Origin of the sequence: Streptomyces wedmorensis (assembly GCF_000716445.1) — a bacterium.
GTDB classification, from domain to species: Bacteria; Actinomycetota; Actinomycetes; order Streptomycetales; family Streptomycetaceae; genus Streptomyces; species Streptomyces wedmorensis.
Map to the genome: position 1 here is coordinate 28985 of NZ_JNWK01000012.1, position 25925 is coordinate 54909.

The 25925-nt window shown below is 71.7% G+C and carries 31 protein-coding genes; 18 read left to right on the forward strand and 13 right to left on the reverse strand.

The window, feature by feature from the left end; all coding sequences use genetic code 11:
* Positions 1–53: 53 nt before the first annotated feature.
* Complete coding sequence (locus tag OO54_RS12390; protein ID WP_033202911.1) at positions 54–611, reverse strand: cupredoxin domain-containing protein; 558 nt, start codon at positions 609–611, stop codon at positions 54–56.
* A 182-nt stretch (positions 612–793) separates the two neighbouring features.
* Positions 794–1744, reverse strand: a complete 951-nt coding sequence (locus tag OO54_RS12395) for a beta-ketoacyl-ACP synthase III (protein ID WP_033202912.1) — start codon at positions 1742–1744, stop codon at positions 794–796.
* Between the two features lie 244 nt (positions 1745–1988).
* On the opposite strand from OO54_RS12395, the gene fdhD reads away from it, so the two are divergent.
* The gene (gene fdhD, locus OO54_RS12400) at positions 1989–2816 is read left to right on the forward strand and encodes a formate dehydrogenase accessory sulfurtransferase FdhD (RefSeq protein WP_017236738.1); all 828 of its coding nucleotides are present in this window, start codon (positions 1989–1991) and stop codon (positions 2814–2816) included.
* Positions 2817–2837: 21 nt separating this feature from the next.
* Here the strand turns inward: fdhD and OO54_RS12405 are convergent, their stop codons facing one another.
* The 3 genes from OO54_RS12405 to OO54_RS12415 form a co-directional block, all read right to left on the reverse strand.
* On the reverse strand, positions 2838–3221 hold the full coding sequence (locus OO54_RS12405) for a hypothetical protein (RefSeq protein WP_033202913.1): 384 nt from the start codon (positions 3219–3221) through the stop codon (positions 2838–2840).
* A complete protein-coding gene (locus OO54_RS12410) occupies positions 3218–3739 on the reverse strand; it encodes an isochorismatase family protein (protein WP_017236740.1) in 522 nt (173 codons plus the stop codon). The genes OO54_RS12405 and OO54_RS12410 overlap by 4 nt, the downstream gene beginning before the upstream one ends.
* 113 nt (positions 3740–3852) lie before the next feature.
* A complete protein-coding gene (locus tag OO54_RS12415; RefSeq protein WP_078905167.1) occupies positions 3853–5004 on the reverse strand; it encodes a bile acid:sodium symporter family protein in 1152 nt (383 codons plus the stop codon).
* Between the two features lie 162 nt (positions 5005–5166).
* Between OO54_RS12415 and OO54_RS12420 the strand changes: the two genes are divergently transcribed.
* The 3 genes from OO54_RS12420 (at position 5167) to OO54_RS12430 (ending at position 9183) form a co-directional block, all read left to right on the forward strand.
* On the forward strand, positions 5167–6033 hold the full coding sequence (locus OO54_RS12420; RefSeq protein WP_017236742.1) for a LysR substrate-binding domain-containing protein: 867 nt from the start codon (positions 5167–5169) through the stop codon (positions 6031–6033).
* A gap of 384 nt (positions 6034–6417) precedes the next feature.
* Positions 6418–8247: an AMP-dependent synthetase/ligase gene (locus OO54_RS12425; protein WP_051786886.1), complete on the forward strand. Its 1830-nt coding sequence runs from the start codon at positions 6418–6420 to the stop codon at positions 8245–8247.
* Between the two features lie 141 nt (positions 8248–8388).
* Positions 8389–9183 carry an aldo/keto reductase gene (locus OO54_RS12430; protein ID WP_051786896.1) on the forward strand — a complete coding sequence of 265 codons (795 nt, stop codon included), beginning with the start codon at positions 8389–8391 and terminating at the stop codon, positions 9181–9183.
* Positions 9184–9348: 165 nt separating this feature from the next.
* Here the strand turns inward: OO54_RS12430 and OO54_RS12435 are convergent, their stop codons facing one another.
* A complete protein-coding gene (locus OO54_RS12435; RefSeq protein ID WP_033202915.1) occupies positions 9349–9696 on the reverse strand; it encodes a hypothetical protein in 348 nt (115 codons plus the stop codon).
* Between the two features lie 131 nt (positions 9697–9827).
* Here OO54_RS12435 and OO54_RS12440 point away from each other — a divergent pair, with 131 nt between their 5' ends.
* The gene (locus tag OO54_RS12440) at positions 9828–10292 is read left to right on the forward strand and encodes an RICIN domain-containing protein (RefSeq protein WP_033202916.1); all 465 of its coding nucleotides are present in this window, start codon (positions 9828–9830) and stop codon (positions 10290–10292) included.
* A gap of 18 nt (positions 10293–10310) precedes the next feature.
* Here the strand turns inward: OO54_RS12440 and OO54_RS12445 are convergent, their stop codons facing one another.
* Both OO54_RS12445 and OO54_RS12450 read right to left on the reverse strand, forming a co-directional pair.
* Complete coding sequence (locus tag OO54_RS12445) at positions 10311–11306, reverse strand: class I SAM-dependent methyltransferase (RefSeq protein WP_033202917.1); 996 nt, start codon at positions 11304–11306, stop codon at positions 10311–10313.
* 88 nt (positions 11307–11394) lie between these two features.
* Positions 11395–12330: an AraC family transcriptional regulator gene (locus OO54_RS12450; RefSeq protein ID WP_017236748.1), complete on the reverse strand. Its 936-nt coding sequence runs from the start codon at positions 12328–12330 to the stop codon at positions 11395–11397.
* Between the two features lie 154 nt (positions 12331–12484).
* Here OO54_RS12450 and OO54_RS12455 point away from each other — a divergent pair, with 154 nt between their 5' ends.
* Positions 12485–13366, forward strand: a complete 882-nt coding sequence (locus OO54_RS12455) for a Rossmann-fold NAD(P)-binding domain-containing protein (RefSeq protein WP_033202918.1) — start codon at positions 12485–12487, stop codon at positions 13364–13366.
* A gap of 42 nt (positions 13367–13408) precedes the next feature.
* On the opposite strand, the gene OO54_RS12460 is transcribed toward OO54_RS12455, so the two are convergent.
* Positions 13409–14365 (reverse strand): helix-turn-helix transcriptional regulator, encoded by a 957-nt coding sequence (locus tag OO54_RS12460; protein WP_033202919.1) that lies wholly within the window; start codon positions 14363–14365, stop codon positions 13409–13411.
* A gap of 39 nt (positions 14366–14404) precedes the next feature.
* Here OO54_RS12460 and OO54_RS12465 point away from each other — a divergent pair, with 39 nt between their 5' ends.
* Positions 14405–14890, forward strand: a complete 486-nt coding sequence (locus tag OO54_RS12465) for a hypothetical protein (RefSeq protein WP_033202920.1) — start codon at positions 14405–14407, stop codon at positions 14888–14890.
* On the forward strand, positions 14887–15423 hold the full coding sequence (locus tag OO54_RS12470) for a hypothetical protein (protein WP_051786887.1): 537 nt from the start codon (positions 14887–14889) through the stop codon (positions 15421–15423). Before OO54_RS12465 ends, OO54_RS12470 begins: the two co-directional genes overlap by 4 nt.
* Here the strand turns inward: OO54_RS12470 and OO54_RS12475 are convergent.
* On the reverse strand, positions 15410–16156 hold the full coding sequence (locus OO54_RS12475) for a class I SAM-dependent methyltransferase (protein WP_245236720.1): 747 nt from the start codon (positions 16154–16156) through the stop codon (positions 15410–15412). The two genes, OO54_RS12470 and OO54_RS12475, sit on opposite strands and share 14 nt — an antisense overlap.
* Before the next feature lie 34 nt (positions 16157–16190).
* Complete coding sequence (locus tag OO54_RS12480) at positions 16191–16496, reverse strand: 4a-hydroxytetrahydrobiopterin dehydratase (RefSeq protein ID WP_033202921.1); 306 nt, start codon at positions 16494–16496, stop codon at positions 16191–16193.
* Positions 16497–16588: 92 nt separating this feature from the next.
* On the opposite strand from OO54_RS12480, the gene OO54_RS12485 reads away from it, so the two are divergent.
* Positions 16589–17395, forward strand: coding sequence for a helix-turn-helix domain-containing protein (locus tag OO54_RS12485; RefSeq protein WP_033202922.1), 807 nt, complete (start codon positions 16589–16591; stop codon positions 17393–17395).
* On the opposite strand, the gene OO54_RS12490 is transcribed toward OO54_RS12485, so the two are convergent.
* Entirely contained in the window at positions 17385–17801 is a 417-nt protein-coding gene (locus OO54_RS12490) for a hypothetical protein (protein WP_017236755.1), read from the reverse strand. The genes OO54_RS12485 and OO54_RS12490 overlap by 11 nt on opposite strands.
* Positions 17802–18407: 606 nt before the next feature.
* Between OO54_RS12490 and OO54_RS45830 the strand changes: the two genes are divergently transcribed.
* Together OO54_RS45830 and OO54_RS12505 are read left to right on the forward strand one after the other, a co-directional pair.
* Entirely contained in the window at positions 18408–19970 is a 1563-nt protein-coding gene (locus tag OO54_RS45830; RefSeq protein WP_157856463.1) for a HEPN domain-containing protein, read from the forward strand.
* A 39-nt stretch (positions 19971–20009) separates the two neighbouring features.
* The gene (locus OO54_RS12505) at positions 20010–20786 is read left to right on the forward strand and encodes an NUDIX domain-containing protein (RefSeq protein ID WP_078905168.1); all 777 of its coding nucleotides are present in this window, start codon (positions 20010–20012) and stop codon (positions 20784–20786) included.
* On the opposite strand, the gene OO54_RS12510 is transcribed toward OO54_RS12505, so the two are convergent.
* Entirely contained in the window at positions 20770–21903 is a 1134-nt protein-coding gene (locus tag OO54_RS12510) for a helix-turn-helix domain-containing protein (RefSeq protein ID WP_200146707.1), read from the reverse strand. The two genes, OO54_RS12505 and OO54_RS12510, sit on opposite strands and share 17 nt — an antisense overlap.
* 618 nt (positions 21904–22521) lie before the next feature.
* Here OO54_RS12510 and OO54_RS12515 point away from each other — a divergent pair.
* The 7 genes from OO54_RS12515 (at position 22522) to OO54_RS12540 (ending at position 25915) form a co-directional block, all read left to right on the forward strand.
* Entirely contained in the window at positions 22522–22977 is a 456-nt protein-coding gene (locus tag OO54_RS12515) for a hypothetical protein (RefSeq protein ID WP_033202924.1), read from the forward strand.
* Positions 22978–23113: 136 nt separating this feature from the next.
* A complete protein-coding gene (locus tag OO54_RS12520; protein ID WP_033202925.1) occupies positions 23114–23380 on the forward strand; it encodes a DUF6284 family protein in 267 nt (88 codons plus the stop codon).
* Entirely contained in the window at positions 23380–23976 is a 597-nt protein-coding gene (locus OO54_RS12525) for a hypothetical protein (protein ID WP_033202926.1), read from the forward strand. Before OO54_RS12520 ends, OO54_RS12525 begins: the two co-directional genes overlap by 1 nt.
* Positions 23973–24149, forward strand: a complete 177-nt coding sequence (locus tag OO54_RS45835; protein WP_157856464.1) for a hypothetical protein — start codon at positions 23973–23975, stop codon at positions 24147–24149. The genes OO54_RS12525 and OO54_RS45835 overlap by 4 nt, the downstream gene beginning before the upstream one ends.
* Positions 24146–25294: a hypothetical protein gene (locus OO54_RS12530; RefSeq protein WP_033202927.1), complete on the forward strand. Its 1149-nt coding sequence runs from the start codon at positions 24146–24148 to the stop codon at positions 25292–25294. Before OO54_RS45835 ends, OO54_RS12530 begins: the two co-directional genes overlap by 4 nt.
* Positions 25291–25626: an RRQRL motif-containing zinc-binding protein gene (locus OO54_RS12535; RefSeq protein ID WP_033202928.1), complete on the forward strand. Its 336-nt coding sequence runs from the start codon at positions 25291–25293 to the stop codon at positions 25624–25626. Before OO54_RS12530 ends, OO54_RS12535 begins: the two co-directional genes overlap by 4 nt.
* Before the next feature lie 16 nt (positions 25627–25642).
* Positions 25643–25915, forward strand: coding sequence for a hypothetical protein (locus OO54_RS12540; protein WP_033202929.1), 273 nt, complete (start codon positions 25643–25645; stop codon positions 25913–25915).
* The last annotated feature ends 10 nt before the right edge of the window (positions 25916–25925 follow it).

Below are 25925 nucleotides of genomic sequence, written 5' to 3' on the forward strand. Positions count from 1 at the left end.
CCTCGTCACACCGGGAAGGAGGGGCCGTTCTCAGGCCCCCCTGGTCCCGGCCGTCAGGCGCGGCCGCCGGTGGCGCGGCGCCGGGTCAGCACGACGGCGGCGCCGAGCGCGCCGGCGATGAGCAGGACGCCCGTGACCACCTCGGTGGTCACGAGGCCGCCGTCGTCGGCGCCGGAGGCGGCGGCCGTGCCGAAGCCGGCCTTCACGCCCTTGTGCGCTCCGGGAGGCAGGCCCTGGTCGTGGGCGTCCGGCTCCGGGCGCGGTTCGCCCTGGGCGATGGTCAGCTTGGTGGTGCCGCGCTCGCCCTTGCAGTCGAAGGTGATCTCGTACTCGGTGCCGGCCTTGGCGTCGACGTCCACGGTCGCGCTGCCCGAGCGGCCCTCGGTGAGGGTCACGGTGTCGAACACGCCGGAGGTGACGGTCACGGACGGCACTTCGCAGCCGTCGGAGGTGAGGGTGACGGTGCCGCCGGGGGCGACCGTCGCCGGGGTGACGGAGAAGCCGAACGACGTGATGTTCCGGTCGACATCGTCCGCCAGCGCGCTCGGGGCGACCGTCACCGCGGCGACGGCGCTGAGCAGGACGGCGGAAGCGGCACGTATCGCGCGCATGGACGGTCCTCCGGTTCACGGGAGGGGTCGGACACGGAGCGATTCCGTGGCCGCTGCGAAACGACCCTCACCGCGATCGAAGCTAGGTCCGCCCCCGGCACGCCGCCACCGGGCTCCGCCGAACGGGGGCACGCCCGACGCGCCGGGTCCTCCGGGTGGAGGGCACGGTTCACGGACGTCTCCTACGGGACGCGGACCACCTGGCCCGCGTACGAGAGGTTGCCGCCGAAGCCGAAGAGCAGGACGGGGGCGCCGGAGGGGAGCTCGCCGCGTTCGACCAGTTTGGCGAGGGCCAGCGGGATGGAGGCGGCCGAGGTGTTGCCGGAGTCGACGACGTCACGGGCGACGATCGCGTTGACGGCGCCGATCTTCGCGGCGAGCGGCTCGATGATCCGCAGGTTGGCCTGGTGCAGGACGACGCCGGCGAGGTCCTCCGGCTCGATGCCGGAGCGCTCGCAGGCCTTGCGGGCCAGCGCGGGGAGCTGCTGGGTGGCCCAGCGGTAGACGGCCTGTCCCTCCTGGGCGAAGACGGGCGGGGTGCCCTCGATCCGGACGGCGTGGCCCATCTCCGGGACCGAGCCCCACAGGACCGGACCGATGCCGGGCTCGTCGCCCGCGTCCTCGACGGCCTCGACGATCGCGGCGCCCGCGCCGTCGCCGACGAGGACGCAGGTGGTGCGGTCCGTCCAGTCGGTCACGGCGGTCATCTTGTCGGCGCCGATCACCAGGACCCGGCGGGCGCCGCCGGCCCGTACGGCGTGGTCGGCGGTGGCCAGGGCGTGGGTGAAGCCGGCGCAGACCACGTTGAGGTCCATGGTGGCGGGCGACGTCATGCCGAGGCGGGCCGCGACGCGGGCGGCCGTGTTCGGCGAGCGGTCGATCGCGGTGGAGGTCGCGACGAGGACCAGGTCGATGTCGTCAGGGGTGAGGCCGGCCGTGGCCAGGGCCTTGCCCGCGGCGTGCGCGGCGAGCTCGTCGACCGGCTCGTCGGGCCCGGCGACGTGACGGGTGCGGATGCCGACCCGGCTGGTGATCCACGCGTCGTCGGTGTCGACGATCCCGGCGAGGTCGTGGTTGGTCAGCACCTTGGCGGGCTGGTAGTGCCCGAGCGCGGCGATGCGAGTGCCCGTCATACTCGGGACCCCCTAGGTGGTTCGTTCGTCCGGCAGGACCCCCCAGTCTTGCCAGCGACTGATCGGTAACAGGTGACGTAAACCACCAAGATTCACCCGTACCGCTTGGCCGACCGTGACAAGGGCCCTGGTGGGCCGGGGTCCCGTACCGCCCAGGACCCGGATGTCGCGCCGGGACCCGTGGAGGAGAATGGGCCCGCCGGGGGCTCCCGGCCTCCCGCACAGAGAAACGAGAACGGTCACGATGGGTCGGGTCACCGAGCGACGGCGCGTCCTGCGGATCCGCGGCGGTGCGGTCAACGCACGGCCCGACACCCTGGTGGCGGAGGAGCCGCTGGAGATCCGGCTGAACGGACGCCCGATCGCGATCACCATGCGCACCCCGGGTGACGACTTCGCGCTGGCCGCCGGTTTCCTGGTGAGCGAGGGGGTCCTCGCGGCCGCTTCGGACGTGCGCAACATCGTGTACTGCGCGGGCGCCACGGACGACGGCGGCAACACCTACAACGTGGTGGACGTCCAGCTGGCGCCCGGTGTCGCGGTCCCGGACATCAGCCTGGAGCGGAACGTCTACACGACCTCGTCGTGCGGCCTGTGCGGGAAGGCCAGCCTGGACGCCGTCCGCACCACGGCGCGCTTCCCGATCGCCGACACTCCCCCGGTACGGCTCACGCCGGCGCTGCTGTCCGCGCTGCCCGAACGGCTGCGGGCGGCGCAGCGGGTCTTCGACACGACCGGCGGCCTGCACGCGGCGGCCCTCTTCGCCGAGGACGGCGAACTGCTCGACGTACGGGAGGACGTGGGCCGGCACAACGCCGTGGACAAGCTCGTCGGGCGGGCCCTGCGGGAGGGGCTGCTGCCGCTGGAGCGGGCGGTGCTCCTCGTGTCGGGGCGGGCCTCGTTCGAGCTGGCGCAGAAGGCCGTGATGGCCGGCATCCCGGTGCTCGCCGCCGTGTCCGCCCCGTCCTCGCTCGCCGTGGACCTGGCCGCCGAGACGGGCCTGACCCTGGTGGGCTTCCTGCGAGGACCGGACATGAACGTGTACGCGGGCGAGCACCGGATCGCCGTCTGACCCGGCGGCGGTGGGCCGGGGTCAGTTCTTCGGGGGGTCGATCAGCTGGAGGGCGAGGGTGGCCGGGGGCGGGGCGAGACCGGGGCCGCCGGCCGCCGTCCACGCGAGGATGTCGTCTAGGCAGTCCTCGTCCAGGGTGAAGCCGACCCAGGCGGCCCGTCCGCCGCGTCGCCGGCCCTCGGTGGAGGGCTGGACGACGACGATGTTCGCCTGGGCGCAGGGGCCGAGGCAGTCGCTGGTACGGACGACGAGGCGGCCCCCGGAGGCCGCGGCCGCCTCGCGGAGGCGGGCGAGCTGGCCCGCGTGGTCGGTGCCGGGGTTCTTGCGGTCGTCGCCGCAGCAGCAGCCGCGACAGACGACGAGCGAGCAGGGGCGGGCCCCGTAACGTATCGGGACGGGCGTCATCGCGGTCCGTCCAGGGTGATCGCGGCGACCGGCGCGACCGTGCCGAGGCGGGGGAAGTCGAGGTCGACGGAGGCGCGGTGCTCGTCGGCGGTGAGGGCCGACATGGCGTCCTCCGCGAAGACGAGGTCGTAGCCGAGGTCGGCGGCGGCGCGGGCGGTGGACTCGACGCCCAGGTTGGTGGCGATGCCGCCGAAGACCAGGGTGGTGGCGCCGAAGCCCGCGAGCAGCTCGTGGAGTCCGGTGTCCTGGAAGCCTCCGATGCTCCGCTTGACGACGACGGGCTCGCCCTCCCCGACCAGGTCGGGGACGAGCTCGCTGCCGGGCGGCTGCCGGTCGACGTTCGGCCGCTCGACGCGGATGTGGACGACGGGCGCGCCGGCGTCCCGGAAGGTGTCGGCGAGCCGGGCGGACGCGGCGAGCACGTCGGTGCCGGGGCGGGGGGCGAGGGGCAGCGCGACGATGCGTTCCATCAGGTCGACGAGGACGAGCGCGGTGCGGCCGGGATCGAGTGCGGGCATGGGAGCACCGTAGCGGCCCGGATGATCATCCCGGGGCGGCCGGGGGTGTGATCCGGCCGCCGGAGGGGGCGCACGGGGTCACTCGCCTGCCGCGTTCCCGGGGGCGCGCGGGGTCACGTGCCGGCCGCGGCCCCCGGGGCGCGTGCGGGTCTCGGGGCGGCGGCCCCTGGTTCTCCGGCGGCGGCCCCGGCGACCGTGCCGGGTTCCGGCGCGGCGGTCCCGGCGGCGGGGGCCTGCGTGCCGCCGGTCTCCGTGTCGCCGGTCTCCGTACCGCCGGTCTCCGTGTCGCGTGAGCGGCGCTTGGCGATGACCGCGCAGACCATCAGCTGCATCTGGTGGAAGAGCATCAGCGGGAGCACGGCGAGGGCTGCCTGGGGGCCGAACAGGACGCTCGCCATCGGCAGTCCGGCGGCCAGGCTCTTCTTCGAGCCGGCGAACTGGATGGCGATCCGGTCGGCCCGGTCGAAGCCGAGGCGGCCGGCTCCGTACCAGGTCAGGGCCAGCATCACCGCGAGCAGGACGGCTTCGACGGCGAGCAGCAGGCCGAGCCGGGCCGGGGTGACCAGGTGCCAGACGCCGGCGACCATGCCCTGGCTGAAAGCGGTGTAGACGACGAGCAGGATCGAGCCCCGGTCGACGTACCCGAGGACCTTCTTGTGGCGGACGAGGAACCCCCCGACCCAGCGGCGCAGGAACTGGCCTGCGAGGAACGGCACGAGCAGCTGGAAGACGATCTTCAGGAGGCCGTCGGCGGAGAGTCCGCCCGCGCTGCCGCCGAGGAGCAGCGCCGCGAGGAGCGGGGTGAGGACGATGCCGGCGAGCGAGGAGAACGAGCCGGCGCAGATCGCGGCGGGCACGTTGCCCCGGGCGATCGAGGTGAAGGCGATGGAGGACTGGATGGTGGACGGCACCAGGCAGAGGAAGAGGAGTCCGCCGTAGAGCTGGGGGGTGAGCAGCGTGGGCACCAGGCCTCGCGCGGCGAGTCCGAGGAGGGGGAAGAGCAGGAAGGTGCAGCCGAGGACGGTGAGGTGGAGCCGCCAGTGCTTGAGGCCGTCGAGGGCCTCGCGGGTGGAGAGCCGGGCGCCGTAGAGGAAGAAGAGGAGGGCGACGGCCCCGGTCGAGGCGCCTTCGGCGACGTTCGCGGCCGTCCCCGAGGCGGGCAGGAGCGCGGCGAGGACGACCGTGCCGAGCAGCGCCAGGACGTACGCGTCGACGGGAAGCCGGGACGGGGGGCGAAGGGCACGGCGTGGGGTGTCGCGGGTCATGGCTCCACTGCTCTGCACTGCGGGGGCGCGCGTGGTGCCGCGCTGGTACGGGCGCGCTGTACCGGTGAGCGGTCGCGCGGGTCCATCCTGCTCCAGCGCCCGGTGATCGGGAATCCCGTACAGCGCTCTGACTGTCATCGCGGTTCGCGATAACGTCGTGGCGTGTACGAGCCCACGCAGCTGCGCACCTTCCTCGCCGTGGCCCAGACGCTGAGTTTCACGCGGGCGGCCGACCGGCTCGGGCTGCGCCAGTCGACCGTCAGCCAGCACGTGCGGCGCCTGGAGGAGGCGACGGGCCGGCCGCTGTTCACCCGGGACACGCACCGGGTGGAGCTGACGGAGGACGGCGAGGCGATGCTCGGGTTCGCCCGCACGATCCTCCAGGCGCACGAGCGGGCGGCGGCGTTCTTCGGCGGGACACGGCTGCGGGGGCGGCTGCGGTTCGGTGCGTCGGAGGACTTCGTGACGACCCGGCTGCCGGAGATCCTGGAGTCGTTCCGGCGCGAGCATCCGGAGGTCGACCTGGAGCTGACGGTCGAGCTGTCCGGCACGCTCCAGGCCCGGCTGGCGGCCGGTCGGCTCGATCTGATCCTCGCCAAGCGGCGCGGAGCGGAGAGCGGGGGCCGGCTCGTCTGGGAGGACTCGCTGATCTGGATCGGGGCGCCGGACCTGCGGCTCGACCCGGACCGGCCGGTGCCGCTCATCCTGTACCCGCCGCCGGGCATCACCCGGGCGCGGGCCCTGGAGGCCCTGGAGGCACAGGGCAGGGCCTGGCGGATCGCGTGTACGAGTTCCAGCCTCAGCGCGAACGTCGCGGCCGCCCGGGCCGGCCTCGGGGTGATGGCCCACACGCGGGGCCTGGTGCCACCGGGTCTCGTGCCCGTGCCGGCCCGCGCCGGGCTGCCGGAGCTCGGCGAGGTGGGCTTCGTGCTGCGGGCGGGCCGCCGGGGCGGGGCCGTACAGGAGGCGGCCGACGCGCTGGCGGAGGCGATCCTCGCGGGCGGCGACCGCCTGCACCGGCCGCGCTGACGGGCCCTCAACGGGACCCCGCGGCGGCCCCGCGGCGGCCCCGCGGCGGTCGGGCGCGGAGGCCGTACGGGACGGCGCGGCGACCGGTCGGCGGTCGGGGCGTGCGGGCCGTGGGGGCGGCGCGGCGACCCCTGGGGGTTCGGGGCGTGAGCGGTCGGTACAGATTCCGTGGAGATTCGGGCCCGACGGACGTACCGTCCGGTCGGTAACCGCCTCGGGGCGCCCGCGACTTGACCGCCTCACCTGGCCTGACCTGTGGGAACGCGGAATGTCCCGGCTTGGTGAAGGCCCTCCCGCCGGGCAGGCGGGTGGGGTACCGTCACCCGCGCCGTACGGAGTGCGACAAGGGGCTTTCCAGCCATCGAGCCGTCGAGGAGCAGGTCAGTGCGCGAGTTCACCGTGCCGCCCGTCGAGGCGGCGCCTCAGGTCGGCGGCCTGGCGGACGCCCTGTTCGACCGCGCCGTGGCGGAGCCCGACCGGATCGTGCTGGGCAGGAGGGGCCCGGGGCCGGGCGGGGAGTGGCGGGACGTGACCGCCGCGCGGTTCCGTGACGAGGTCCTCGGCCTCGCGAAGGGGCTGCTCGCGGAGGGGGTCCGGTTCGGCGACCGGGTCGCGATCATGGCCCGCACCCGCTACGAGTGGACGCTGTTCGACTTCGCGCTGTGGGCCGTGGGCGCGCAGCCCGTGCCGGTCTATCCGACCTCCTCCGCCGAGCAGGTCTTCTGGATGCTGTACGACTCCGAGGTCACGGCGTGCGTGGTGGAGCACGAGGACCACGCGATGACGATCGGTTCGGTGATCGACCGGCTGCCCCGGCTCCAGCGACTGTGGCAGCTGGACGCGGGCGCGGTGGCGGAGCTGACGGCGGCGGGCGCGGACATCGACGAGGAGGTCGTGCACCGGCACCGGCGGGCGGTGACCCCCGAGACGGTGGCGACGGTCATCTACACGTCGGGGACGACCGGCCGCCCGAAGGGCTGTGTGATCACCCACTCCAACCTCATGTTCGAGACGGACATGCTGCTGGGCCGCTGGGAGCCGGTGTTCCGCTCCCGGGCCGGGGATCAGGCGTCGACGCTGCTGTTCCTGCCGCTCGCGCACGTCTTCGGGCGGATGGTGGAGGTCGCGGCGGTCAGGGGCGGGGTGAAGCTGGGGCACCAGCCGGTGATGGCGGCCGCGGAACTGCTGCCGGACCTGGCGGCGTTCCGGCCGAGTTTCGTGCTGGCCGTCCCGTACGTCTTCGAGAAGGTCTTCCACGCGGCCCGGCGCAAGGCGGAGAGCGAGGGGAGGGCCGGCCCGTTCGACAAGGCCGTGGAGGTGGCGGTCGGGTACGCGGAGGCCCTGGAGCACAAGGCGTTCGGGACCGGCCCCGGGCCGTCCGCGGCGCTGCGGGTGCAGCACCAGTTCTTCGAGAAGACGGTGTACGGGAAGGTTCGCGCCGCCCTGGGCGGACGGCTCCGGTACGCGATGTCGGGCGGGTCGGCGATGGACCGCCGGCAGGGCCTGTTCTTCGCCGGCGCGGGGATCACGGTCTTCGAGGGGTACGGGCTGACCGAGTCGTCGGCGGCCGCCACGGCGAATCCGCCCGAGCGGGCCAGGTACGGCACGGTCGGGCAGCCGGTCCCGGGCACGACGGTGCACATCGCGGAGGACGGCGAGGTGTGGCTGCACGGCGGCCAGGTCTTCTCGGGCTACCTGAACGACCCGGAGGCGACCGCCGCCGTCCTCAACGACGGCTGGCTGGCCACCGGCGACCTCGGCTCCCTCGACGACGACGGCTACCTGACGATCACCGGGCGGAAGAAGGAGATCCTGGTGACGTCGGGCGGCAAGAGCGTCGCGCCCACGGGCCTCGAGGAGCGGGTGCGGTCGCATCCGCTGATCGCCCAGTGCATCGTCGTCGGCAACGACCGGCCGTACGTCGCCGCCCTGGTGACCGTCGACCAGGAGGCCGTCGAGCACTGGCTCGCGATGCAGGGGCGGGCGCCGCTCGCTCCGGCCGAGCTGGTGCGCGACCCGGCCCTGGAGACGGAGATCCGGCGGGGCGTGGTGGCGGCGAACACGCTGGTCTCGCAGGCCGAGTCGATCCGCACCTTCCGGATCCTGGCCCATCCCTTCAGCGAGGAGCACGGGCTGCTCACCCCGTCGCTGAAGCTGAAGCGGAAGGCGATCGAGCGGGCCTACGCGGCGGAGGTCGAGGCGCTGTACGGCTGACCGGCGGCAGGAATGCAGAACGGTCCGTGATCGTTGACGCTGGGAGTACCTCCGTACAGCCAGTGACGACGACGTAAGGATCCATCCGACGTGAGCACGGACAGCAACGTTCCCTCGGTCACCCTCAACAACGGCGTCCGGATGCCGCAGCTGGGCTTCGGCGTCTGGCAGGTGCCGGACGCCGAGGCGACGACGGCCGTGGCGACCGCCCTGGAGGCCGGCTACCGCTCGATCGACACCGCCGCGATCTACCAGAACGAGGTGGGCACCGGCCAGGCCGTCGCCGCCTCCGGGATCGCCCGCGAGGAACTGTTCGTCACCACCAAGCTGTGGAACAGCGAGCAGGGCTACGACTCGACGCTGAAGGCCTTCGACGCCTCGCTCGACAAGCTCGGCCTCGACTACGTCGACCTGTACCTGATCCACTGGCCGGTGCCGGCGAAGGACGCGTACGTGGACACGTACCGCGCCTTCGAGAAGATCTACGCGGACGGCCGCGCCAAGGCGATCGGCGTCTCGAACTTCCTGCCCGAGCACCTGGAGCGGCTGACCGGCGAGACCTCGGTCGTGCCCGCCGTCAACCAGATCGAGCTCCACCCGCAGCTCCCGCAGCAGGCGTCCCGCGAGGCGCACGCCCGCCTCGGCATCGCGACCGAGGCCTGGTCGCCGCTCGGTCAGGGCCGGGGCCTCCTGGAGGTCCCGGCGATCGTCGCGATCGCCCGCAAGCACGACCGGACGCCGGCCCAGGTGGTGCTGCGCTGGCACCTCCAGCTCGGCAACGTCGTGATCCCGAAGTCGGTCACCCCCTCGCGCATCCGGGAGAACATCGACGTCTTCGGCTTCGAGCTGGACGCCGAGGACCTGGCCGCGATCGCCGCGCTCGACGAGAGCCGCCGTCTCGGCCCGGACCCGGCGGAGTTCAACGTCGGCGCCTGAAGGACACGGAGGAGCCTGCCGCACCGCGCCGCCTCGGCGGTGCGGCGGCGCCTCGGGTACGGACGCCGGGCCCGGTGACCGCGGGTGCCGGGCCCGGCGTCCGTCGACGGCGGGCCCGGTGACGCGGGCTCAGTACCCCTCGACGGCGGGCCCGGTGACGCGGGCTCAGTACCCGTCGACGCCCGACTCGGTGATCGAGGCGAAGAGGTGCTCCCACACCTCCGCGCCGGGCGCGCCCTCGGCCGGCGCCCCGGCGTCCGTCTCCGCCATGGCACGGAGGAACGCCTTCTCCCCGTCCTCCCCTTCGTACGGATCCCAGCACGCGCCCATGTACCGGCGGACGCCCTCCAGGAACCGGACGAAGGAGTCCAGGTCGCGGACGAGCGGGAAGGCGGCGTCGCCGCCGGGGCCGTGGCTGCCGTCCGGCTGCCGCATGCCGACAGCGCCGGTCACCGGGTGCAGGAACACCTCCCGGGGGTCGTCGATCAGGGAACGGGGATCGGGATCGGTCACCGGCCCCCATGGTGTCGGGCCCGGCCCGTTGTCGTACCCGCGACGTAGAGTCGGTGACGGCCCGGCGGGGCGGCCCCCGCGGCCCGCGCGCCGCGCGTCCGACAGCCAGGCGAATCGAAGGAGTCTGTACGGTGAGTGGTTCTCCGGGTCCTGTCGAGGAGGGCCTCTACCGGGTGCGGAACGTGGCCAGCGGGCTGCTCCTGGAGGTGTACCAGGGGTCGAGCCGCAGCGGTGCCAACGTGCAGCAGGGCATCGGGAACGGCACCGCCGGGCAGCACTGGCACATCGCTCCCGTGCCGAACGGCGGCGGCCTGCACCACCTGGTCAACGCGGCGAGCGGGAAGCGTCTCGACGTGGCGAACGCGTCCACGGAGAACGGCGCGAACATCCAGCAGTGGAAGGCGAACAACTTCGGCGCGCAGGAGTGGATCATCGAGCAGGACCTGGAGTCGCCGGGGACGGTGGCCCTGGTGAGCTTCATCAGCGGGCTGTTCCTCGAGGTCGCCGACGAGTCGAAGGAGGACGGCGGCGACGTGCGGCAGTGGGAGGACACCGACTCCCCGTTCCAGTGGTGGCGGCTGGAGCCGGTGTCCTGACGCGGCGCGCCGGGGCGGTCAGCCCTTGCGGGCGGTGTGGACCGTGCGGGCCGTGAGGTGGAACAGGTCGGGGCGGTGGTGCAGGGACAGCTCGTCCGCCGGGTCGAGGAGCCGGTCGAGCGTCGCCTTGTCTTCCGCGTCGAGGCGGGCGCCGACGCCCTCCCGCAGGCGCGTGTAGTGGGCGACGGCCAGCTCCCGTACGACCGGGGACACCGGGGCGGGCACGTCCGTGAGGAAGGTGCGGGTCCCGGACGGGGTGAGTCCGGCACCGGCGAGGAGGGCCCGCCAGTCGTCCGGCTCGTCCTTGGCGCCGGGGGTGTCGGCGCGCATCTCGCCGAACCAGTCCGCGTGGAGGGCATCGAGCCGGGCCTCCAGGCCCGGCCGGCCGATCCCGATGTGCCAGGGCAGGTGCCGGGTGGGCAGTCCGCCCTCGACGAGTGCCATCAGGCCGCCGGGGTTGAGCAGTTCGGCGAAGGCCGCGAGCGCGGCGCCCTGGTCGCCCATGTGGTGCATGGAGTTGCCCGCCCAGATGACGTCGGCACGCCCCAAGGAGGCGACTTCCTCGGGGAGTTCGGCGTGGAGGGTGGAGACGCGGGCGCCGAGTCCGCGGGCTCCGGCGCGTGCCGTCGCCAGGGCGAGGAGCTCCGGGCTGCCGTCGACGGCGACCGTCTCGGCGGCCGGGAACGCCTCGGCGAGCAGGCTCGTGATGACGCCCGGCCCGCTGCCGATGTCGAGGATCCGGCGGACACCGGGCACCGGGGCGAGCGTGCCGAGCCATGCGGCGGCGTCCGTGTAGGCCTGGCTCGCGACCTCGGCCTGACGCTCCAGGAGCGGGGCCAGCTCGGACCAGTCCAGGTGGGCGCCGTCGTGGTGATGACCGCCGTGGCCGTGCTGGTGGCCGTCGGTGTGCCCGGCGGCGTGCCGGTCGGCGGCGTCGGTGTGCGCGTCGGTGTGCTGGGTGCCGTGGCCCTCGCCGTGCGAGTGACCCTGGTGGGATCCGCGATGCTGGCTCATGCGTCCAGGGTGCGCCGGGGTGGCCGTCGGTGCGAGAAATGTTGCCGGTTCGGCAAAGCGGACCGGCCGCGCCGCGCGACCGCCCACGTCACTCCCGGGCGGCCCGGTGCTCCTGCGGGCTGACCCCCCGCACCCGTTTGAAGGCGGCACTCAGGGCGAACGCGCCGCTGTAGCCGACCCGTCGGGCGACGGCTTCGACGGTGGCGTCCGGCTCGCGCAGCAGGTCGGCGGCGAGTGCGATCCGCCAGCCGGTGAGGTACGCCATCGGGGGCTCGCCGACGAGGGCCGTGAAGCGGCGGGCGAGCGCGGCCCGGGACACGCCCGCCTTCGCGGCGAGCGAGGCGACGGTCCACGGGTGGGCGGGGTCGTTCTGGAGCAGCCGGAGCGCCCGGCCGACGACGGGGTCGCCCATGGCGCGGTACCAGGCGGGTGCCTCGGCCCCGGGCCGGGCGAACCAGGCACGGACGGCGGCGATGAGCAGCAGGTCGAGGACCCGGTCGAGGACGACGGACTGGCCGGGCTCGTCGCGGGAGATCTCCTCGTCGAGGAAGGGCATGAGGGGGCAGTTCCACACCTCGGCCGGCAGGTGCACCAGCCCCGGCAGGGCGTCCAGGAGCCGCCGGCCGACCTCGCCGTCCATCAGGTACGTGCCGACCAGGACCGTGGTGCCGCCGTCCGGGGCGTTGCCCCACGTGCGGACGCCGAGCCGCATGGACTGGGCGAGGGGCTCGCCGCTGAGGGTGGTGCAGGTGCCGTCGGGCCCGATCCGGGCGCGGGGCGGCGCGTCGGGGGTGTCGGCGACGGTGTACGGCTCCGGGCCGCGGGCGATGGCGATGTCGCCGGGGCGCAGGAGGACGGGTTCGCCGGTGTCGGGGACGATCCACGCCTCTCCGGCGGTGACGCACATGAGGCAGATCGGTGCCTCGTCCTCGATCCGTACCGACCACGGCGGCTCCATGATCATGCGCAGCAGGAAGGCGCCCTTGGCGCGTGGCCCGTCGAGGAGTCCGGCGAGTGCGTCCATGGTGGGCAAGGGTAGGGCGTGTCCGGCCCTTCGCGCCGGGCCCGGCGGAAAGGGCGGGACGGGTTCGAGGGGGTGCGTGCGGGTGAGACGGAGGCGTAGGTCCGTGAGACGGCGCAGCATGGGCGGGGCGGCCCCCGGCCGGGAGTCTTGAGACATGACGACGAACACGCAGAACACGCAGAACACGCAGAACACGCAGCCCGCATCGACCGCCCGCACCTCGACGGTCCTGGTGACCAGCGCCACCGGCAAGACCGGGCGGCGCGTGGCCGAACGGCTCGCGGCGCGCGGCGCCACGGTCCGCGCCGGGTCCCGCACCGGCGCCACCCCCTTCGACTGGGAGGCCCCGGACACCTGGGCCCCGGCCCTGCGGGGCGCCGACACCGCGTACGTGGCCTACTACCCCGACCTGGCCGCACCGGGCGCGGTGGAGGCGATGGAGGCCTTCGGCCGGCTGGCCGCGGAGAACGGCGTACGGCGGATCACGCTCCTGTCCGGGCGCGGGGAGCCGGCGGCGGTCCTGGCGGAGGAGTCCCTGCGGGCCTCGGCGTCCGGGGTCGAACTGACCGTCGTGCGGGCCTCGTTCTTCGCGCAGAACTTCTCGGAGGGGCTGCTCGCGGAGGGGGTCGCCGAAGGCGCGGTCGTCTTCCCGGCCGGTGACACGGCCGAGCCGTTCGTCGACGCGGACGACCTCGCGGACGTCGTCGTCGAGACCCTCACGGCTGATGGTCACGCCGGGCGGGTGTACGAGGTGACGGGCCCCCGGCCGGTCGGCTTCGCCGAGGTGGCCGCCGAGATCTCCCGCGCCTCGGGGCGCCCGGTGGTCTACGAGCCGGTGTCCGAGGCCGAGTACGCCGGGCTGCTCGCCGGGTTCGGGCTTCCCGCCCCCGAGGCGGAGTGGCTCGCCGCCCTGTTCGCGACGCTCCTGGACGGCCACAACTCCTCGGCGGCGGACGGCGTGAAGCGGATCCTGGGCCGCGAGCCGCGTTCCTTCGCGGACTTCGCGACGGAGGCGTGGGGCGGGCCGGGTGCCTGACGCGTACGGCCGCGGGCTCCTGGGGCGCACGGGCCCGGGGGCTCAGGCGTACCGGTCCGCCAGCGTCCGCACGGTCGCGGCGATGCGGTCGCGGAGGTCCTCGGGGGCGAGGACCTCCACCTCCGCGCCGAGTCCGAGGAAGGTGTCGTGGGCGTGCTGCGGCGATTCCACGGGAAGGGTGGCGCGGGTCCAGCCGTCCGGCTCCGCCGTGCCGGTGGCGGCGAGTGCCCGGGCGGCGGCGCCGGTGAGCCGGGCGGCGCCGCGCGGGGAGATCCGTACGACGGCGTCGCCCTGGTGGAGCCGCCGGTGGAAGTCGGCCCGGCCGGCCCGCCAGTGCGCGGCGAGGTCGAAGCCCTCCGGGATCACGGCCTCCTCGTCGGTGACGGTGAGGGCGAGGATCTGGTCGACGCGGTAGGTACGGGGTCCGGGTTCGGGTCCGGCGACGAGGTACCAGCGGCCGGCCTTGAGCACGAGGCCGTACGGCTCCAGGCGCCGGTCGACGTCGGTCGGTTCCTTCCAGCGGCGGTAGCGGACCTCCAGGACGCGGCCGGTGCGGACGGCGTCGGCGACCTCGGGCAGGAACGGGGTCTCGTCGTCCTCGTCGTACCAGCCGGGGGCGTCGATGTGGAAGCGGGCCCGCAGCCGGTCGACGTGCTCGCGCAGGGCGTCCGGGAGGGCCGCCCGCAGTTTCAGCTGGGCGTCGGCGAAGTGCGGGCCGAGCCCCAGGCCTTCGGCGGCGCCGGGCATGCCGGCCAGCACCAGTGCCTCGGCCTCGGGGGCGAAGAGGCCGGTGAGGCGGGTGCGGTGGCCGGGCAGGAGCCGGTAGCCGCCGCGGTGCCCCGCGTCCCCGTACAGCGGGACGCCGGCGGCGTGCAGCGACTCGACGTCCCGGTAGACGGTGCGGACGGAGACGCCCAGCTCCTCGGCGAGCCGGCCGGCGGTCATCCGGCCGCCGGTCTGGAGCAGCAGGAGGATCGAGAGGAGACGGCTGGACTTCACTGACACAAGGTGTCAGTGAAGGGTTCGTACGGTCCAGTCATGGCATTCGCAGAGAAGACCCTCCTCACGCTGCCGCCGGTCGCGATCGCCGGTCGGCACCTCAAGCGCTACCACGTCACCTCCGACCCCGCGGGCATCGAACCCGAGGTGGAGCGGGCCGCGTACGCCCTCCTGCCGGAGCTGCTGCCGGAGCCGGACGGCACTCCGGCCGCGGGCTTCGTCGTGCTGCACCGCGGCGGCGACACCGGCGCCTACCTCAACACGTACAGCTGGGTCTGGGACAACGTGCTCCACTTCCGCGGCGCGGCCGCCGGCCAGCCCGCCCTCGACTGCCCCGACACCGACCCCGCGCACTTCGTCCCGACCGAACGCCCCTGGATCGGCTGCGTCTGGGAGCTGGCACCGCTCGGCCACGAACGGGACGCCTGGATACGGCACGTGCTCGCGCCGGGCACCCCTGACCTGGCCGCCTACCTCGGGGACGCGTTCCCCTCCGGCACGACGGACACGGGGGCGGGCTCGTGACGCACGGCGGCTTCGACTTCCTCGACGGGGCCTGGACCGTCCGCAACCGGCGCCTCGCCGACTTCCTCGACCCGGACAGCGGCTGGGAGGAGTTCGAAGGGCACACGACGGGCCGGCTGTTCTGGGACGGGCGCGCCCACGTCGACGAGATCGTCTTCCCGTCGAAGGGGTTCAGCGGGCTGACGCTGCGTCTGTACGAGCCGGACACCGGCGAGTGGACGCTGAACTGGTCCGACAACCGTACGGGAACGCTCTTCCCACCGGTCAGGGGCCGCTTCACCGAGGACGGGACGGGCGTCTTCGAGGGGACGGACAGCTACGCGGGACGTCCGGTCCGGGTGCGGTTCCGCTGGTCCGGGATCGGTCCGGACACGGCCCGCTGGGAGCAGGCGTTCGCGCCGGACGAGCCCGGAGACGGGGCGCAGTGGGTGACGAACTGGGTGATGGAGTTCGACCGCGCCGACGGTGAGGGCTCGCCCCGCCCACACGCGAGGGCTCGGCCCGACGACGCGTGGGGGCTCAGCCGCGCCTGACGAAGGACGCCAGTCGGTAGCGGGGGTCGGGGCGGGGGTGGTCCTGGTCGGGGAGGGCGGTGAGGGCGGCGGCGAGGGTCTCGGTGGTCGCCGCGTCGCCGTCGAACCAGGAGGCGAAGTAGCCGGCGCGTAGCTTGCTCGCGGTGGCGCGCGGGGTAGCGCCCTGTCCGTGGCCGGTGAAACGGGTGCCGGCCGCGGGGTCGAGGCCGTGGGCCGCGGCGTGGCCGGTGATCAGGTCGGCGCGGTCGGAGGCGGGTGCGGCCGAGCGGAGGGGGCGGAGGACGTCGTCGATGTCGCTGCCGACGTCGTGGGCGGCGTCCTTGTCGACGGTGGCGACGAGGACGCCGCCGGGCCGGAGCACCCGGGCCGCCTCGGCGACGATGTCCGGCGCGAAGGGGACGAGGTGCAGCAGCCAGACGGCGGAGACCGCGTCCACGCAGGCGTCGGCCAGCGGGAGCCGCCGGGCGTCGGCGCGCACGGTCCGGCCGGGGACGCGTCCGGCGGCCGCCCGCAGCATCGCGTGGGCGGCGTCTGCCCCGTACACGCTCAGGCCCGGCCTGGCGAGCCGTTCGGTGACGAGGCCGGTGCCGCAGGCCAGGTCGAGCAGGGTGCGGGCGCCGGGCGGCACCAGGGACAGGACGGCCCGGGCCGCCGCCTCGGCCCGGGGCACTCCGCCCCGGGTCCGGTCGTAGTGCGCTGCCTCTGCCTCGTAGTCGAGCACGGTCTCACCCATGCGGATGATCCTATGAGAGGCCGTGTCGCCGGGGTCAGTGCGCGCCGTGGCCCGGGGCGATCCCCTCGACGCGCTCGGCGAGTTCGAAGTCCTTCTCGGTGACGGTGCCGCCGGCGGAGTGGGTGTTCACGGCGAGGGCGACCGTGTTGTAGCCGAGCGTGAGGTCGGAGTGGTGGTCCAGCTCCTGCTGGATCTGGGCCACGTGCACGACGAGCGCCGTCGCCGCGAAGTGGTCGCCGAGCCGGTAGGTCCGGGTCAGCCGGTCCTCCTCGACGGACCAGCCGGGGAGCTCCCGCAGTCGGTCCTCGATCTCCTTCTGCGACAACGGCTGTGTGGCCACGGTGGTGTTCCCTCCGGTCGAGCGGTGCGATGACGGGTGACGGGCCCCCGGGAGAAAGCTACCCGGGTCCCCCTCTGGGATACCGTCTGACCATGACAACTGTCGTGAGCGACACGGGGGTAGGGCCGCTGCTGCGCGGGTGGCGTGAGCAGCGGCGGCTCAGCCAGCTGGAGCTGGCGTTGCGCGCCGACTCGTCGGCGCGGCACATCTCGTTCGTGGAGACGGGCCGCTCCCGCCCGAGCGAGGAGATGGTCCTGAAGCTCGCCGAGCACCTGGAGGTGCCGGTGCGGGAGCGGAACGCGCTGCTGCTCGCCGCCGGATACGCCCCCCGCTACACGGAGTCGCCGCTCGACGCCCCGCGCCTGGAGGCGCTGCGGGAGGGCATCGAACGGCTGTTGCAGGGGTACGACCCGTATCCGGCGCTCGTGGTGGACGGCTCGTACACGGTGGTGGCGGCCAACCAGGGCATCGGACTGCTCCTCGACGGGCTGCCGGAGCACCTGTTGACCCCTCCGCTGAACGCGATGCGCATCACCCTGCACCCGGAGGGCCTCGCGCCGCGGATCCTGAACCTGCGGGAGTGGCGCGGCCACCTGCTCGCCCAGATGGAGCGTCAGATCGCGCTCGCGCGCTCGGAGTCGCTGCGCGCGCTGTACGAGGAGGTGGCGGCGTATCCGCTGCCGCCGGGCGCGGAGGCCGACGACTCCCCGGCGGAGGAGCCGTATCCGTACTTCGCGCTGCCGCTGCGGATCGCGCACGACGGGCGGGTGCTGTCCTTCGTGTCGTCGATCTCGACGTTCAACACCCCGCTGGACGTGACGGTCGCCGAGCTGGCCATCGAGACGCTCCTCCCGGCCGACGCGGCGACGGTCGCGTACCTCAGGTCGCTCAGCGGGTAGCGGCCCGCAGCGCCGCCCACTGGAGGCCGGCGAACCCGGCGACGGTGGCCGCCTGCATCGGCGTCCAGACCAGACCCGCGGCGGTCGGCTCCAGCCAGGCGACCAGCGCCACCACGCTCAGCAGCGCCCACAGCGCGTTGGCGTCCACCACGAGCTTCACGGCCGCCACCGGCGGCTGCGGGCGGCTCGCCAGCCACGCCACCCCGGCCGCGAACACAGTCAGGAACACGCCGAGTCCGAGCAGCAGCCCCGCGTCGACCCCGAGGAGCTCTCCGAGCGGTCCGGACGCGGTCAGGTACGCGATCCCGTTCGCCCCCGTCACGACGGCGTCGAGGGCGAGGAACCGGCGCACCGCCTCCTGGGGGCGCGTGGTGCGGGCGAGACCGGCGAGCAGGGCCTGGGACATGGCGGATCACCCTCCATGGGGGACGTTCGAACCGATGGTGTTCCCGGAGCCCGGACGGAGTGCGCCGCCCGGGTTCCGGTGTCTCCGAGCATGCCGTCCGCCGCGGAGGGGGTCGATTACCCGTGAGGTAATGCGGGCCGTCTTGCGGCCTCGCTCAACCCACCCGCTCCCCCATGTACAGGGAGCCACAACGTTCGCCGAAGTCCGCCTACGTCCGCCGAGTGTCGCCGCCTGTGGCTCCCCGTGTGGCTCCCCCTGTTGGCAGGGGCCGGCGGGTACGGGATCGCCAGCCTGCCGGCTCGGGAGCAGGGGCAACACGTTGACGGCTGTCCGCTGCTTCTTGTTGCGGAGGAAGTGACGGGGTGCCCCGCTTCCCTCTCCCGATCCCTGTCGTCACAGGTGGAAGCGTCACACAAGTGGTGGTTCTCGGTGGCCGATGGTGTCCCTTGGCCGTCTTCGGACGGCCCAGGGACGGCCCCACTCACTGTCGACACGACCGCAGAGGTGGAAAGTGGCCTGGCTCTCGCAACGCCGCAGGGATCTACTGCCCCATTGATTACGGCTGTTCAGCGGCCCCCTGGGGACAGCCACCACTATGATCGCACCATGGAGACTGCCAGGGAGTTCTTCGGCGATCGATTCATCAGCTACTGCATTAATGCGCCAGCAGAAGAGATGCCGTCACTAAACCTCTCACGGAACCAGCAAGAAGTCATCGAAACCCTGGAATATACCTGCCGGGCTGCCCAGTCCAGCAGCGATGATTACCAGGCCTTCATGGCCAGGATGCACGTGATGCAGTACGACGAGTCTTCACAATCATCCATCGCTAATGCCCTCCGCAAGTTTTGCGGAGGGAGAATCGAAACAAAGGAAAGCTCCGACCCTATCGAAGCAGCATTGTTTACGATCGCCAGCGACGCCTACCCTGCCACTCTTTTCACAACCCTCCCCCTGGGCGACCCTGGAGGGATGTCGTCAGCGATGACGGGAGGTATCGCATTTCGTGGCACTCAATCGACAAAAGACCTGAGTAGATTGATCCTAGAGGATTCCGACCTCAAGAAGCTGTTCCCGCACGCACCCGATCCGAAAACCTATGATGGGGTCGGCATTGAAATCTCGTCAATGATCTACTGGTCGACGGGGTCGGGCTCGACCCTTCAACTAGCAACTCTCGCCGGGGCGCTCTTGCGCGCTGCACTCAAGAAGTCAACAAATGATTGCACACCTACAGGATTCTTCGATCTAGTTCGACAGTCACTTCAGGACGCCCGCAAACTAGCCCGTACGCGAAAGGCAAACACCAAAGCACTGGTCGGATTGAGCAATGTAGTTATCCCAGAGGGCTCCGAAGTCAGCCTTCACAGCGGCACGATTCGCCCATTCACTCCGAGCGACCATCAATCTTTCATTGATGCCGCCGGAATCCAGTCTGTCCTGGAAATTCCTTACCAGATCGAGATTCTGGATATTTTTCCTGCCACGGACCCCGACTCCCATTGGGAGCAATTCCGAAGTCGCCTCATCAAGTCCAACACGGAACTGCGCCGCATGATCGACCTTGAGCGGCTTGCAATCCTATTCGCGCGCGAAGGCTCACCCCAGGCACCCATTGGTGTCGCAACGACCGTTGTAAATCCCATCGAAGCCGGTAACTCGGTGAGCTTCTCAATCCATCACTCGATCTCAAGCCACCACCCACCCATCGAAATAGACGCAGAAACGGCAGTCAGAGCTGCAGAGTGGTCCACAAAGGTCAGCAAGAATCCTGCAAACTTGGACATGGGGATGAGGCGTATCCTGTCGGCTGCGTCTGAAAGGTTCGACCCTATGGACTCCTTCGTAGATGCGGTCATCTGCTGGGAGAATCTATTTGGCACAAACCAAGGAGAGGTGGGCTTCCGAATCGCAGGGTCGATCGCCCACGTGTTGGAGCCCCACGACTCGTCAGCACGCAGAGAACTATTCAACGAAGTCAAAAAGATGTACTCCGTTCGCAGTAACTTGGTCCATGGAACCAAGGAGCCTGACTTCTTCGAGTCCTCGAATCATAAAGACAGGTCGATCGAGATCGCCACCTCCGCATTCAAGGCTCTGTGCGACAGGCAAGACCTGCTCGCGCTAAAGTCCACGGATCGCGGAAACCTGCTGCTCATCGGGATCTAGAATTTATCGCCAAATCAACGAGTCAGGAGCACGCCACTAATGGGACCCAAGACACAGAGGGTCTACGAGCAGATCCGGTCATGGATTGAAGCGGGACAGTACGGCCCGGGCGACAAGTTGCCCTCAGAGCGCACGCTAAGTGCAGAGCTGGAGATTGGCCGTACTGCCCTCCGGCAGGTCTTGAATCGACTCGCGAACGAGCGCTTCATCAAGGCCTACGACCGCAGTTCCTACCGTGTTCTTGGCGGCGAAAGTATTCCTATGCCGGCAGAGATGGAACCGTGGAAGATCTATGGCTCCCGCCACGTCTATGAAAACCCTTGGGTGACGTTGGACCTGGTCGACGTCGAACCGCCCGGCGTTGACCGCTTCGAGCACCACGTCGTTCGGCTCTTCCGCGTAGCCATCACTGCTGTGATCGACGACCAAGACCGTGTGCTCATGCTGTGGCGCTACCGCTTCGTGCCGGAGCAGTGGGGCTGGGAGCTGCCGGGCGGAATCGTGGACGCGGGCGAAGATGCTGCGACCACGGCGGCCCGCGAGACCGAGGAAGAGACTGGGTGGCGCCCCAGCGCCGTCGAACACGTCGTCAGCTACCAGCCGATGATCGGCATGGTTGACTCGCCGCACGAGATCTTTGTGGCCCGTGGAGCCGAGAAGATCGGCGAGCCGACAGACGCCGAGGAGGCGGGCGAGATTGCTTGGATCCCCCTCGACCAGATCCCCCGGCTTATGTCTGAGGGTAAGCTCATGGGCTCGGGCACACTCGTGGCCCTGCTCCACATCCTGGCGTCCCGCACTAGAGGCGACCGGTAAGCATCTCCACGCGACGGCGAAACCGCACGGATCCCGTGCGGTTCGCCAGCAGCCTGGCCTGCTGAAGATGGGACCGCGCGTCCTCCAGTTCCCCCCGGGCGAGGTGCGCCTGAGTGAGGTCGCAATGAAGGCCGGAGTTCGCGCGCACGAAGGACGCGTCAGCGCTGGCGAGTGACGCGTACAGCTCTTCCATGGCTGAGGCGTCTCCGAGCTTGGCGAGGACGTTCCCACGCCACCGCGCCAAGTGTCCGGTGTTGAGGAAGATACTCAGCATGTCGGCGTCGCGCGTCTCGCCGTCGTCCGGAAGGAGCGCGGTAGCGCGCTCAAGGGCCGACCGCGCCGGCGACTCCATGTCGGGACCGGCCGCGGCGCAAAGCTCCGCCTCGGCAGCCGCGAGCCATGCCCGTAGTCGCGGCGACTGCCGTTCAGGCTGGGTGCGCTGCGCGTCCCGCACCAGTTCGACCGCGAGCTGCGGTCGGCCGGCGTCCGCGAGTACGTACGCCTGCTCCCCCATGGCGTGCGCCAGATACAGCGGCGACTCGGCGTCCTGAGCGGCTTTCTTGGCCAGCTCGTACCGTCGCCATGCCCTGTCCACCGCACCGGCGTCCAGCGCCTGCCAGGCAGCGAGGGTCGACGCTCCGGCGAGGGCCGTCGCGATGGGCCGGCGTGCACCTGGAAGCACAGCGAAAGTCAGTGCGTCTTCCATCGCGGCCAGGTGGCCGTTCATCTGGTCGACCAAGCCCGTCGCGCCCATCTGCCGGTCCATGGTGCGAAGCAGCTCAGTCTGGGCCAGGAACGACGGAACCACGGACTCACTCAGGCTGCTCGCGGCATCGATCCGACTCAGCAGGTCCGCGTACCCATCCGCCTGTGGCTCCTGAGACTCGGCCGCGCCCCGCAGTTCGGCGTCCGTGACGCCGAGGAGCGGCCGGAGGATCGTCGCGTACCGGTCCGTGATGCTCCGGCGCCCGTTCTCCCACTCCGAGATGTAGGTCTTGAGGCTCGCTGCCGACGCAATGTCGAGCAGTCGCTGTTCCGCGAACCGCCGCATCTCGTAGACCAATCGGTCCTGCGACCAACCTCGCGCGTTCCTGACGGACCTTAACCCCATAGCCACGCCGCCTCCTGCAAAGCCCCAGGTGAGAGCCGGTTAACACCCCTGAGGTTAACCCCAGTTGGCTACCGAGACACCCGACTTCGGCCGTTCTCTAGAAGAGCACACCGACACGCAATCCACATTGGGGGTTGCATCTGGTGCGCACCAGATGCCAATCTATTGGTGCGCACCAGATAGTCCCGAAAGGGTCTGGCTGGTGTGTTCGACAAGGAGCCCCTGAGAGACGGGGCTGAGGGCCCCGGATCCCTGGTCAACCGGAGGGCGAGACCGAAAGGTCGCCGTCTCGCATGCCTGAACCGGGAGCTCGTGTTCCCGAAGGCGAGACACCTGCACCACCCGCACCCGTCCGACCGAAATCGGGAGGCTGATGTGTACCGACGAAGACTCTGGGCGCGCCGCCAGTGCTGGACCGGCACGGCGGCGGCGCCCACCGCGTCCCCCTGATCCGCCGCCGTCTCGGCGCACAGGACTATCCGGTGATTCGCGGATGTCAGGTCACCTGCGCAGCGGTTGCTGCGGCCGGTTGCCTCCCCTGCCCGTCCGGCCCCGTACGCGGGGTTCCGTACGGGCAGGGCAGAGGGGAGCCGGAACGCTCCACACGATCTTCGAAGGAGAGTCATGGAAACCATCGCCAGCGTCATCGCCGTTCTCGGCACCCTGCTCGGCGCGGTCGTCGCCGGGTTGCTCCAGCAGCGTCTGACCCGTCGGGAGCGCACCGAGGTGCAGGCCGGCGAGTTACGCCGTGAGCGGCTCGCCGCGATCACGAGCCTGGTCGCGGCACTGTCCGAGCACCGCCGGGCGATGTGGGTCCGCGAGGACCTGCGACTGTCCGGCGCCGCGTCGGCTGCCTACGAGCAGGCGCGTGCCGAGAGTCACGCCACGCGGGCCGCGATCACCGCCCCGCTCACCGCCGTGCAGATCCTCGCCCCTTCGCTGGCCGAGTCCGCGTCGACCGCCGCCCGCGCCGCCTACGCCCTGCGGAACGCGGCGGACGCCGAGACCCTCAACACCCGCCGCGCCGCGGCGATCGAAGCGGCCGATCGGCTCGTTCATGCGGCCGGTGCCGCGCTGTAACCCCTTAGCCCTGATGGTCGAAGGCCGGGTTCGACTCCCGGTCGGGGCGCTGGCCCGCGCCACAACGGCGAGACCCCCCGGTGCTGGAACACCGGGGGGTCGTTTCGGGCCGTTCCTGAGTGAGAGGAACCACCCAATGAAGTCCATCGTTGCACTTCAGGCCGTTGTTACGGCCACCGGGTTCGGCGGTGAGCCGTCGGACGCGGAGCTGGACGCGATCGAGGCCGAGATGCCGCTGATCCTGGCGGAGGTCGCCCTGCTCGACGCGCAGATCATGACCCTCGACCGGGCCGCCACCGAGCTGGACGAGCGGCGGATCCGCCGGGCCCGCAACCGGGTCCTCGCGGAGCGCCGGGACCTGTCGAACCGCGCCGGCGTGATGCTGACGGGCGGTGCCGCGTGATGGCCACCGCCCCCACCTCGGATCTGCTGCTCGACCACCGGGGCAACACCCGCCCCACCTTCGAGATGCCGCTCGACTACGAGCAGGCCCGACTCGGCCTCGCGTTCCACGAGGCCGGTCACGCGGTGCTCGCGATGACCTACGGCGTGCACGTGGTGTCCAGCGAGGTCGTGGCCTGGTTCCCGGAACCCGACCGGTACACCGTCAGCGGCCTGACCACCTTCGACGTCGACTGCGTTGATGCCTGGCACTACGCCGCCCAGTGCGCCGCCGGAGAGATCGCGCAGGTGCAGTACCTGATGGCCTACGGCCTGTGGACGCCCGAACGGGCGCTCGCCTGCGCCGCGGATCACGACCGCGAGCGGGCCGTCGACGTCCTCGCCCAGTTCGGCTACCTGCTCGGCCGCGACCACGTCCCGGCCGGCGGGAAGTCGTGGGGCATGGTCCGGGGCATGGCCCGCTTCAAGGTCGGCCGACTGTGGCGCGAGATCCGCACCGTCGCCCACGCCATGGACGAGAACACCAAGCTCACCGGCGACCAGATCGCCGCCATGACCGGCCTGACCAACCCGCCCAAGCCGGGGGGTGCCGCATGAACCCCGTCGTCTACTGGGTGCTCCTGATGCCCTGCGTCGCCGCCGTGGTCTGGGGAGCGCTCGTCGGCAATTGGGACCTCTTCGGTCTGGGCTTCTTCGCCGAAGTCGGCGTGCTCGGCGTCCACCGCCTTCTGGTCCGTGCCGACGAGTGCGAGGGTGGCGAGGCGTCGTGAGCGTGACCGGCAAGCCCCTGAGGCGGGCGCAGAAGGTCGTACTGGGGGCGGCGTTCGTGCCGATGCTCGGTACCGGTGTCGCCGGTGGGTACGGCACCTACACGAACATCAAGGCCGTCTTCGGGGCGGGGACGGCGGTGGGTGCGGTCGCGGCCGGTGAGGGTGCGACCGCCGTGCTGGCGATCGTGCTGCTCGGGCTGACGATGCTCGGGCAGTCCTCCCCGAAGGTGATCCGGGCGGGGCTGTGGGCTCTTCCCGCCGCCGCGTCCGCCATGTCCGCCACCGCCGCCAAGACACCGGGCGAGATGGTCATCTACGCCCTCACCCCCATGGGCATGACCGCGTCCGCCGAGGGCGCCGCGTTCCTCGCCCGGCGGATCGTCGTCTACCGCGACGGCCGCGACGCCGAAGCGGAAGCGCACGCCGCCGACGTGGTGCAGGCCCTCGCCTACCACCGGGCCCGCGCGGCGAACCATCCCGACGAGAAGGTTCGTCGGAAGTCGGAGCTGGAGTCGTGGAAGCTGGCCCGGAAGGTCGGCGCCGGGGACATCGTCCTGGGTACTCGACTGGTCGATGTCCAACGCGAACACGTCACCGAGGGCGCCGACGCCGCTCTTGCCGACATGTTCGGCGTCGCGACCGCCCCTGCCCTGACCGCCCGACCGGTCGATGAACCGGTCGACGTGGTCGTGGAGCTGGACATCGACCGGTCTACTGGATCGATCCACTCCACGAATGCGGAGGAATCGACCCAGATCAGCATGGAACGGTCTACCTCTGACCTGCCCGTACCGGCCCTCGAACCGGGCCCGGTCAAGCGCAGCCCGTACGACCTCCTCCAACTGGAAGAGTCCACCCGGCCTGCTCCGGCCGAGTCGACCGGTCGGGGGCCCAAGCGGGTCGACGCAGCCGATCAGTCGACCCCGCCCAAGCGGGTGACCCACCGGGTACCGGACGCGGCGAAGTCGACCCAACCGCGCCGAACGAAGGATGAACTACTCGCTCAGGCCCGGCGGTTGACGGAGTCGTGGTCGGTGGAGCAGTTGACCGCCGACGGGATCCGGAAGGCGCTGCGGACGTCGCCGGAGAAGGGCCGGTGGCTGCGCGACACCCTCAAGGGCGAACGCGGTGAGGCGGCGGCATGAGTGCCGTCCCGGTCTACCGGTGGCGTCTCGCTCCCGAGGGTCTGGCGACGTTCCGGCAGCTCCGGGCGATGGGGCTGCGACCCGGTGGTCAGGACGTCGCCGCGCAGCTCGAACGCCCCCGCCGCCGCCGCGGCCCGCTGGTCGCGTTCCTCTACCGCATCGATCTGGCCCGCCCGGTCCGGCCCATGACCCCGGCCCGGTGGGCGGCCCTAGAACGGGCGAACGCGGCCCGTCGGATCTGCCCGGAGTGCGGGCGGGACGCCGGATACCGCATCCCGCCCTCTCTCGGCATGTGCACCCCCTGCGCCTACCCGGAAACGTCCGCTGCCTGACCCGAGGAGTCACGCCATGCGACCCGTCACCCTGTACCGCCTGTCCCGCCGCAGTGGCACCGACCGCACCGGGCACCACCGCCCGGAACGGCTGACCGTCCACACCGCCCGCGGCTGCATCGGCGCGGCCCGCAAGGGCGTCGACACCGTCCACGTCTACGAGACCACCGACCGCGACGGCAACAGCCTCCACATCGCCCACGTCCACCAGAGCTTCAGCTACTGGAACAGCGGCGCGTTCATCACCGAGATCTACGTCATCCCCACGGACGCCCTCACCGACCTGTGACCCGGGAGAA

What these genes read in the sequence shown, in the direction of transcription:
- OO54_RS12485 (WP_033202922.1), top strand. Translation starts at nt 16,589, where the DNA reads ATGACAACTGTCGTGAGCGACACGGGGGTAGGGCCGCTGCTGCGCGGG.
- OO54_RS12490 (WP_017236755.1), bottom strand. Translation starts at nt 17,801, where the DNA reads ATGTCCCAGGCCCTGCTCGCCGGTCTCGCCCGCACCACGCGCCCCCAG.
- OO54_RS12455 (WP_033202918.1), top strand. Translation starts at nt 12,485, where the DNA reads ATGACGACGAACACGCAGAACACGCAGAACACGCAGAACACGCAGCCC.
- OO54_RS12505 (WP_078905168.1), top strand. Translation starts at nt 20,010, where the DNA reads ATGGGACCCAAGACACAGAGGGTCTACGAGCAGATCCGGTCATGGATT.
- OO54_RS12430 (WP_051786896.1), top strand. Translation starts at nt 8,389, where the DNA reads ATGCCGCAGCTGGGCTTCGGCGTCTGGCAGGTGCCGGACGCCGAGGCG.
- OO54_RS12410 (WP_017236740.1), bottom strand. Translation starts at nt 3,739, where the DNA reads ATGCCCGCACTCGATCCCGGCCGCACCGCGCTCGTCCTCGTCGACCTG.
- OO54_RS12415 (WP_078905167.1), bottom strand. Translation starts at nt 5,004, where the DNA reads ATGACCCGCGACACCCCACGCCGTGCCCTTCGCCCCCCGTCCCGGCTT.
- OO54_RS45830 (WP_157856463.1), top strand. Translation starts at nt 18,408, where the DNA reads ATGGAGACTGCCAGGGAGTTCTTCGGCGATCGATTCATCAGCTACTGC.
- OO54_RS12535 (WP_033202928.1), top strand. Translation starts at nt 25,291, where the DNA reads ATGAGTGCCGTCCCGGTCTACCGGTGGCGTCTCGCTCCCGAGGGTCTG.
- OO54_RS12475 (WP_245236720.1), bottom strand. Translation starts at nt 16,156, where the DNA reads ATGGGTGAGACCGTGCTCGACTACGAGGCAGAGGCAGCGCACTACGAC.
- OO54_RS12390 (WP_033202911.1), bottom strand. Translation starts at nt 611, where the DNA reads ATGCGCGCGATACGTGCCGCTTCCGCCGTCCTGCTCAGCGCCGTCGCC.
- fdhD (WP_017236738.1), top strand. Translation starts at nt 1,989, where the DNA reads ATGGGTCGGGTCACCGAGCGACGGCGCGTCCTGCGGATCCGCGGCGGT.
- OO54_RS12515 (WP_033202924.1), top strand. Translation starts at nt 22,522, where the DNA reads ATGGAAACCATCGCCAGCGTCATCGCCGTTCTCGGCACCCTGCTCGGC.
- OO54_RS12520 (WP_033202925.1), top strand. Translation starts at nt 23,114, where the DNA reads ATGAAGTCCATCGTTGCACTTCAGGCCGTTGTTACGGCCACCGGGTTC.
- OO54_RS12445 (WP_033202917.1), bottom strand. Translation starts at nt 11,306, where the DNA reads ATGAGCCAGCATCGCGGATCCCACCAGGGTCACTCGCACGGCGAGGGC.
- OO54_RS12525 (WP_033202926.1), top strand. Translation starts at nt 23,380, where the DNA reads ATGGCCACCGCCCCCACCTCGGATCTGCTGCTCGACCACCGGGGCAAC.
- OO54_RS45835 (WP_157856464.1), top strand. Translation starts at nt 23,973, where the DNA reads ATGAACCCCGTCGTCTACTGGGTGCTCCTGATGCCCTGCGTCGCCGCC.
- OO54_RS12405 (WP_033202913.1), bottom strand. Translation starts at nt 3,221, where the DNA reads ATGACGCCCGTCCCGATACGTTACGGGGCCCGCCCCTGCTCGCTCGTC.
- OO54_RS12540 (WP_033202929.1), top strand. Translation starts at nt 25,643, where the DNA reads ATGCGACCCGTCACCCTGTACCGCCTGTCCCGCCGCAGTGGCACCGAC.
- OO54_RS12465 (WP_033202920.1), top strand. Translation starts at nt 14,405, where the DNA reads ATGGCATTCGCAGAGAAGACCCTCCTCACGCTGCCGCCGGTCGCGATC.
- OO54_RS12450 (WP_017236748.1), bottom strand. Translation starts at nt 12,330, where the DNA reads ATGGACGCACTCGCCGGACTCCTCGACGGGCCACGCGCCAAGGGCGCC.
- OO54_RS12395 (WP_033202912.1), bottom strand. Translation starts at nt 1,744, where the DNA reads ATGACGGGCACTCGCATCGCCGCGCTCGGGCACTACCAGCCCGCCAAG.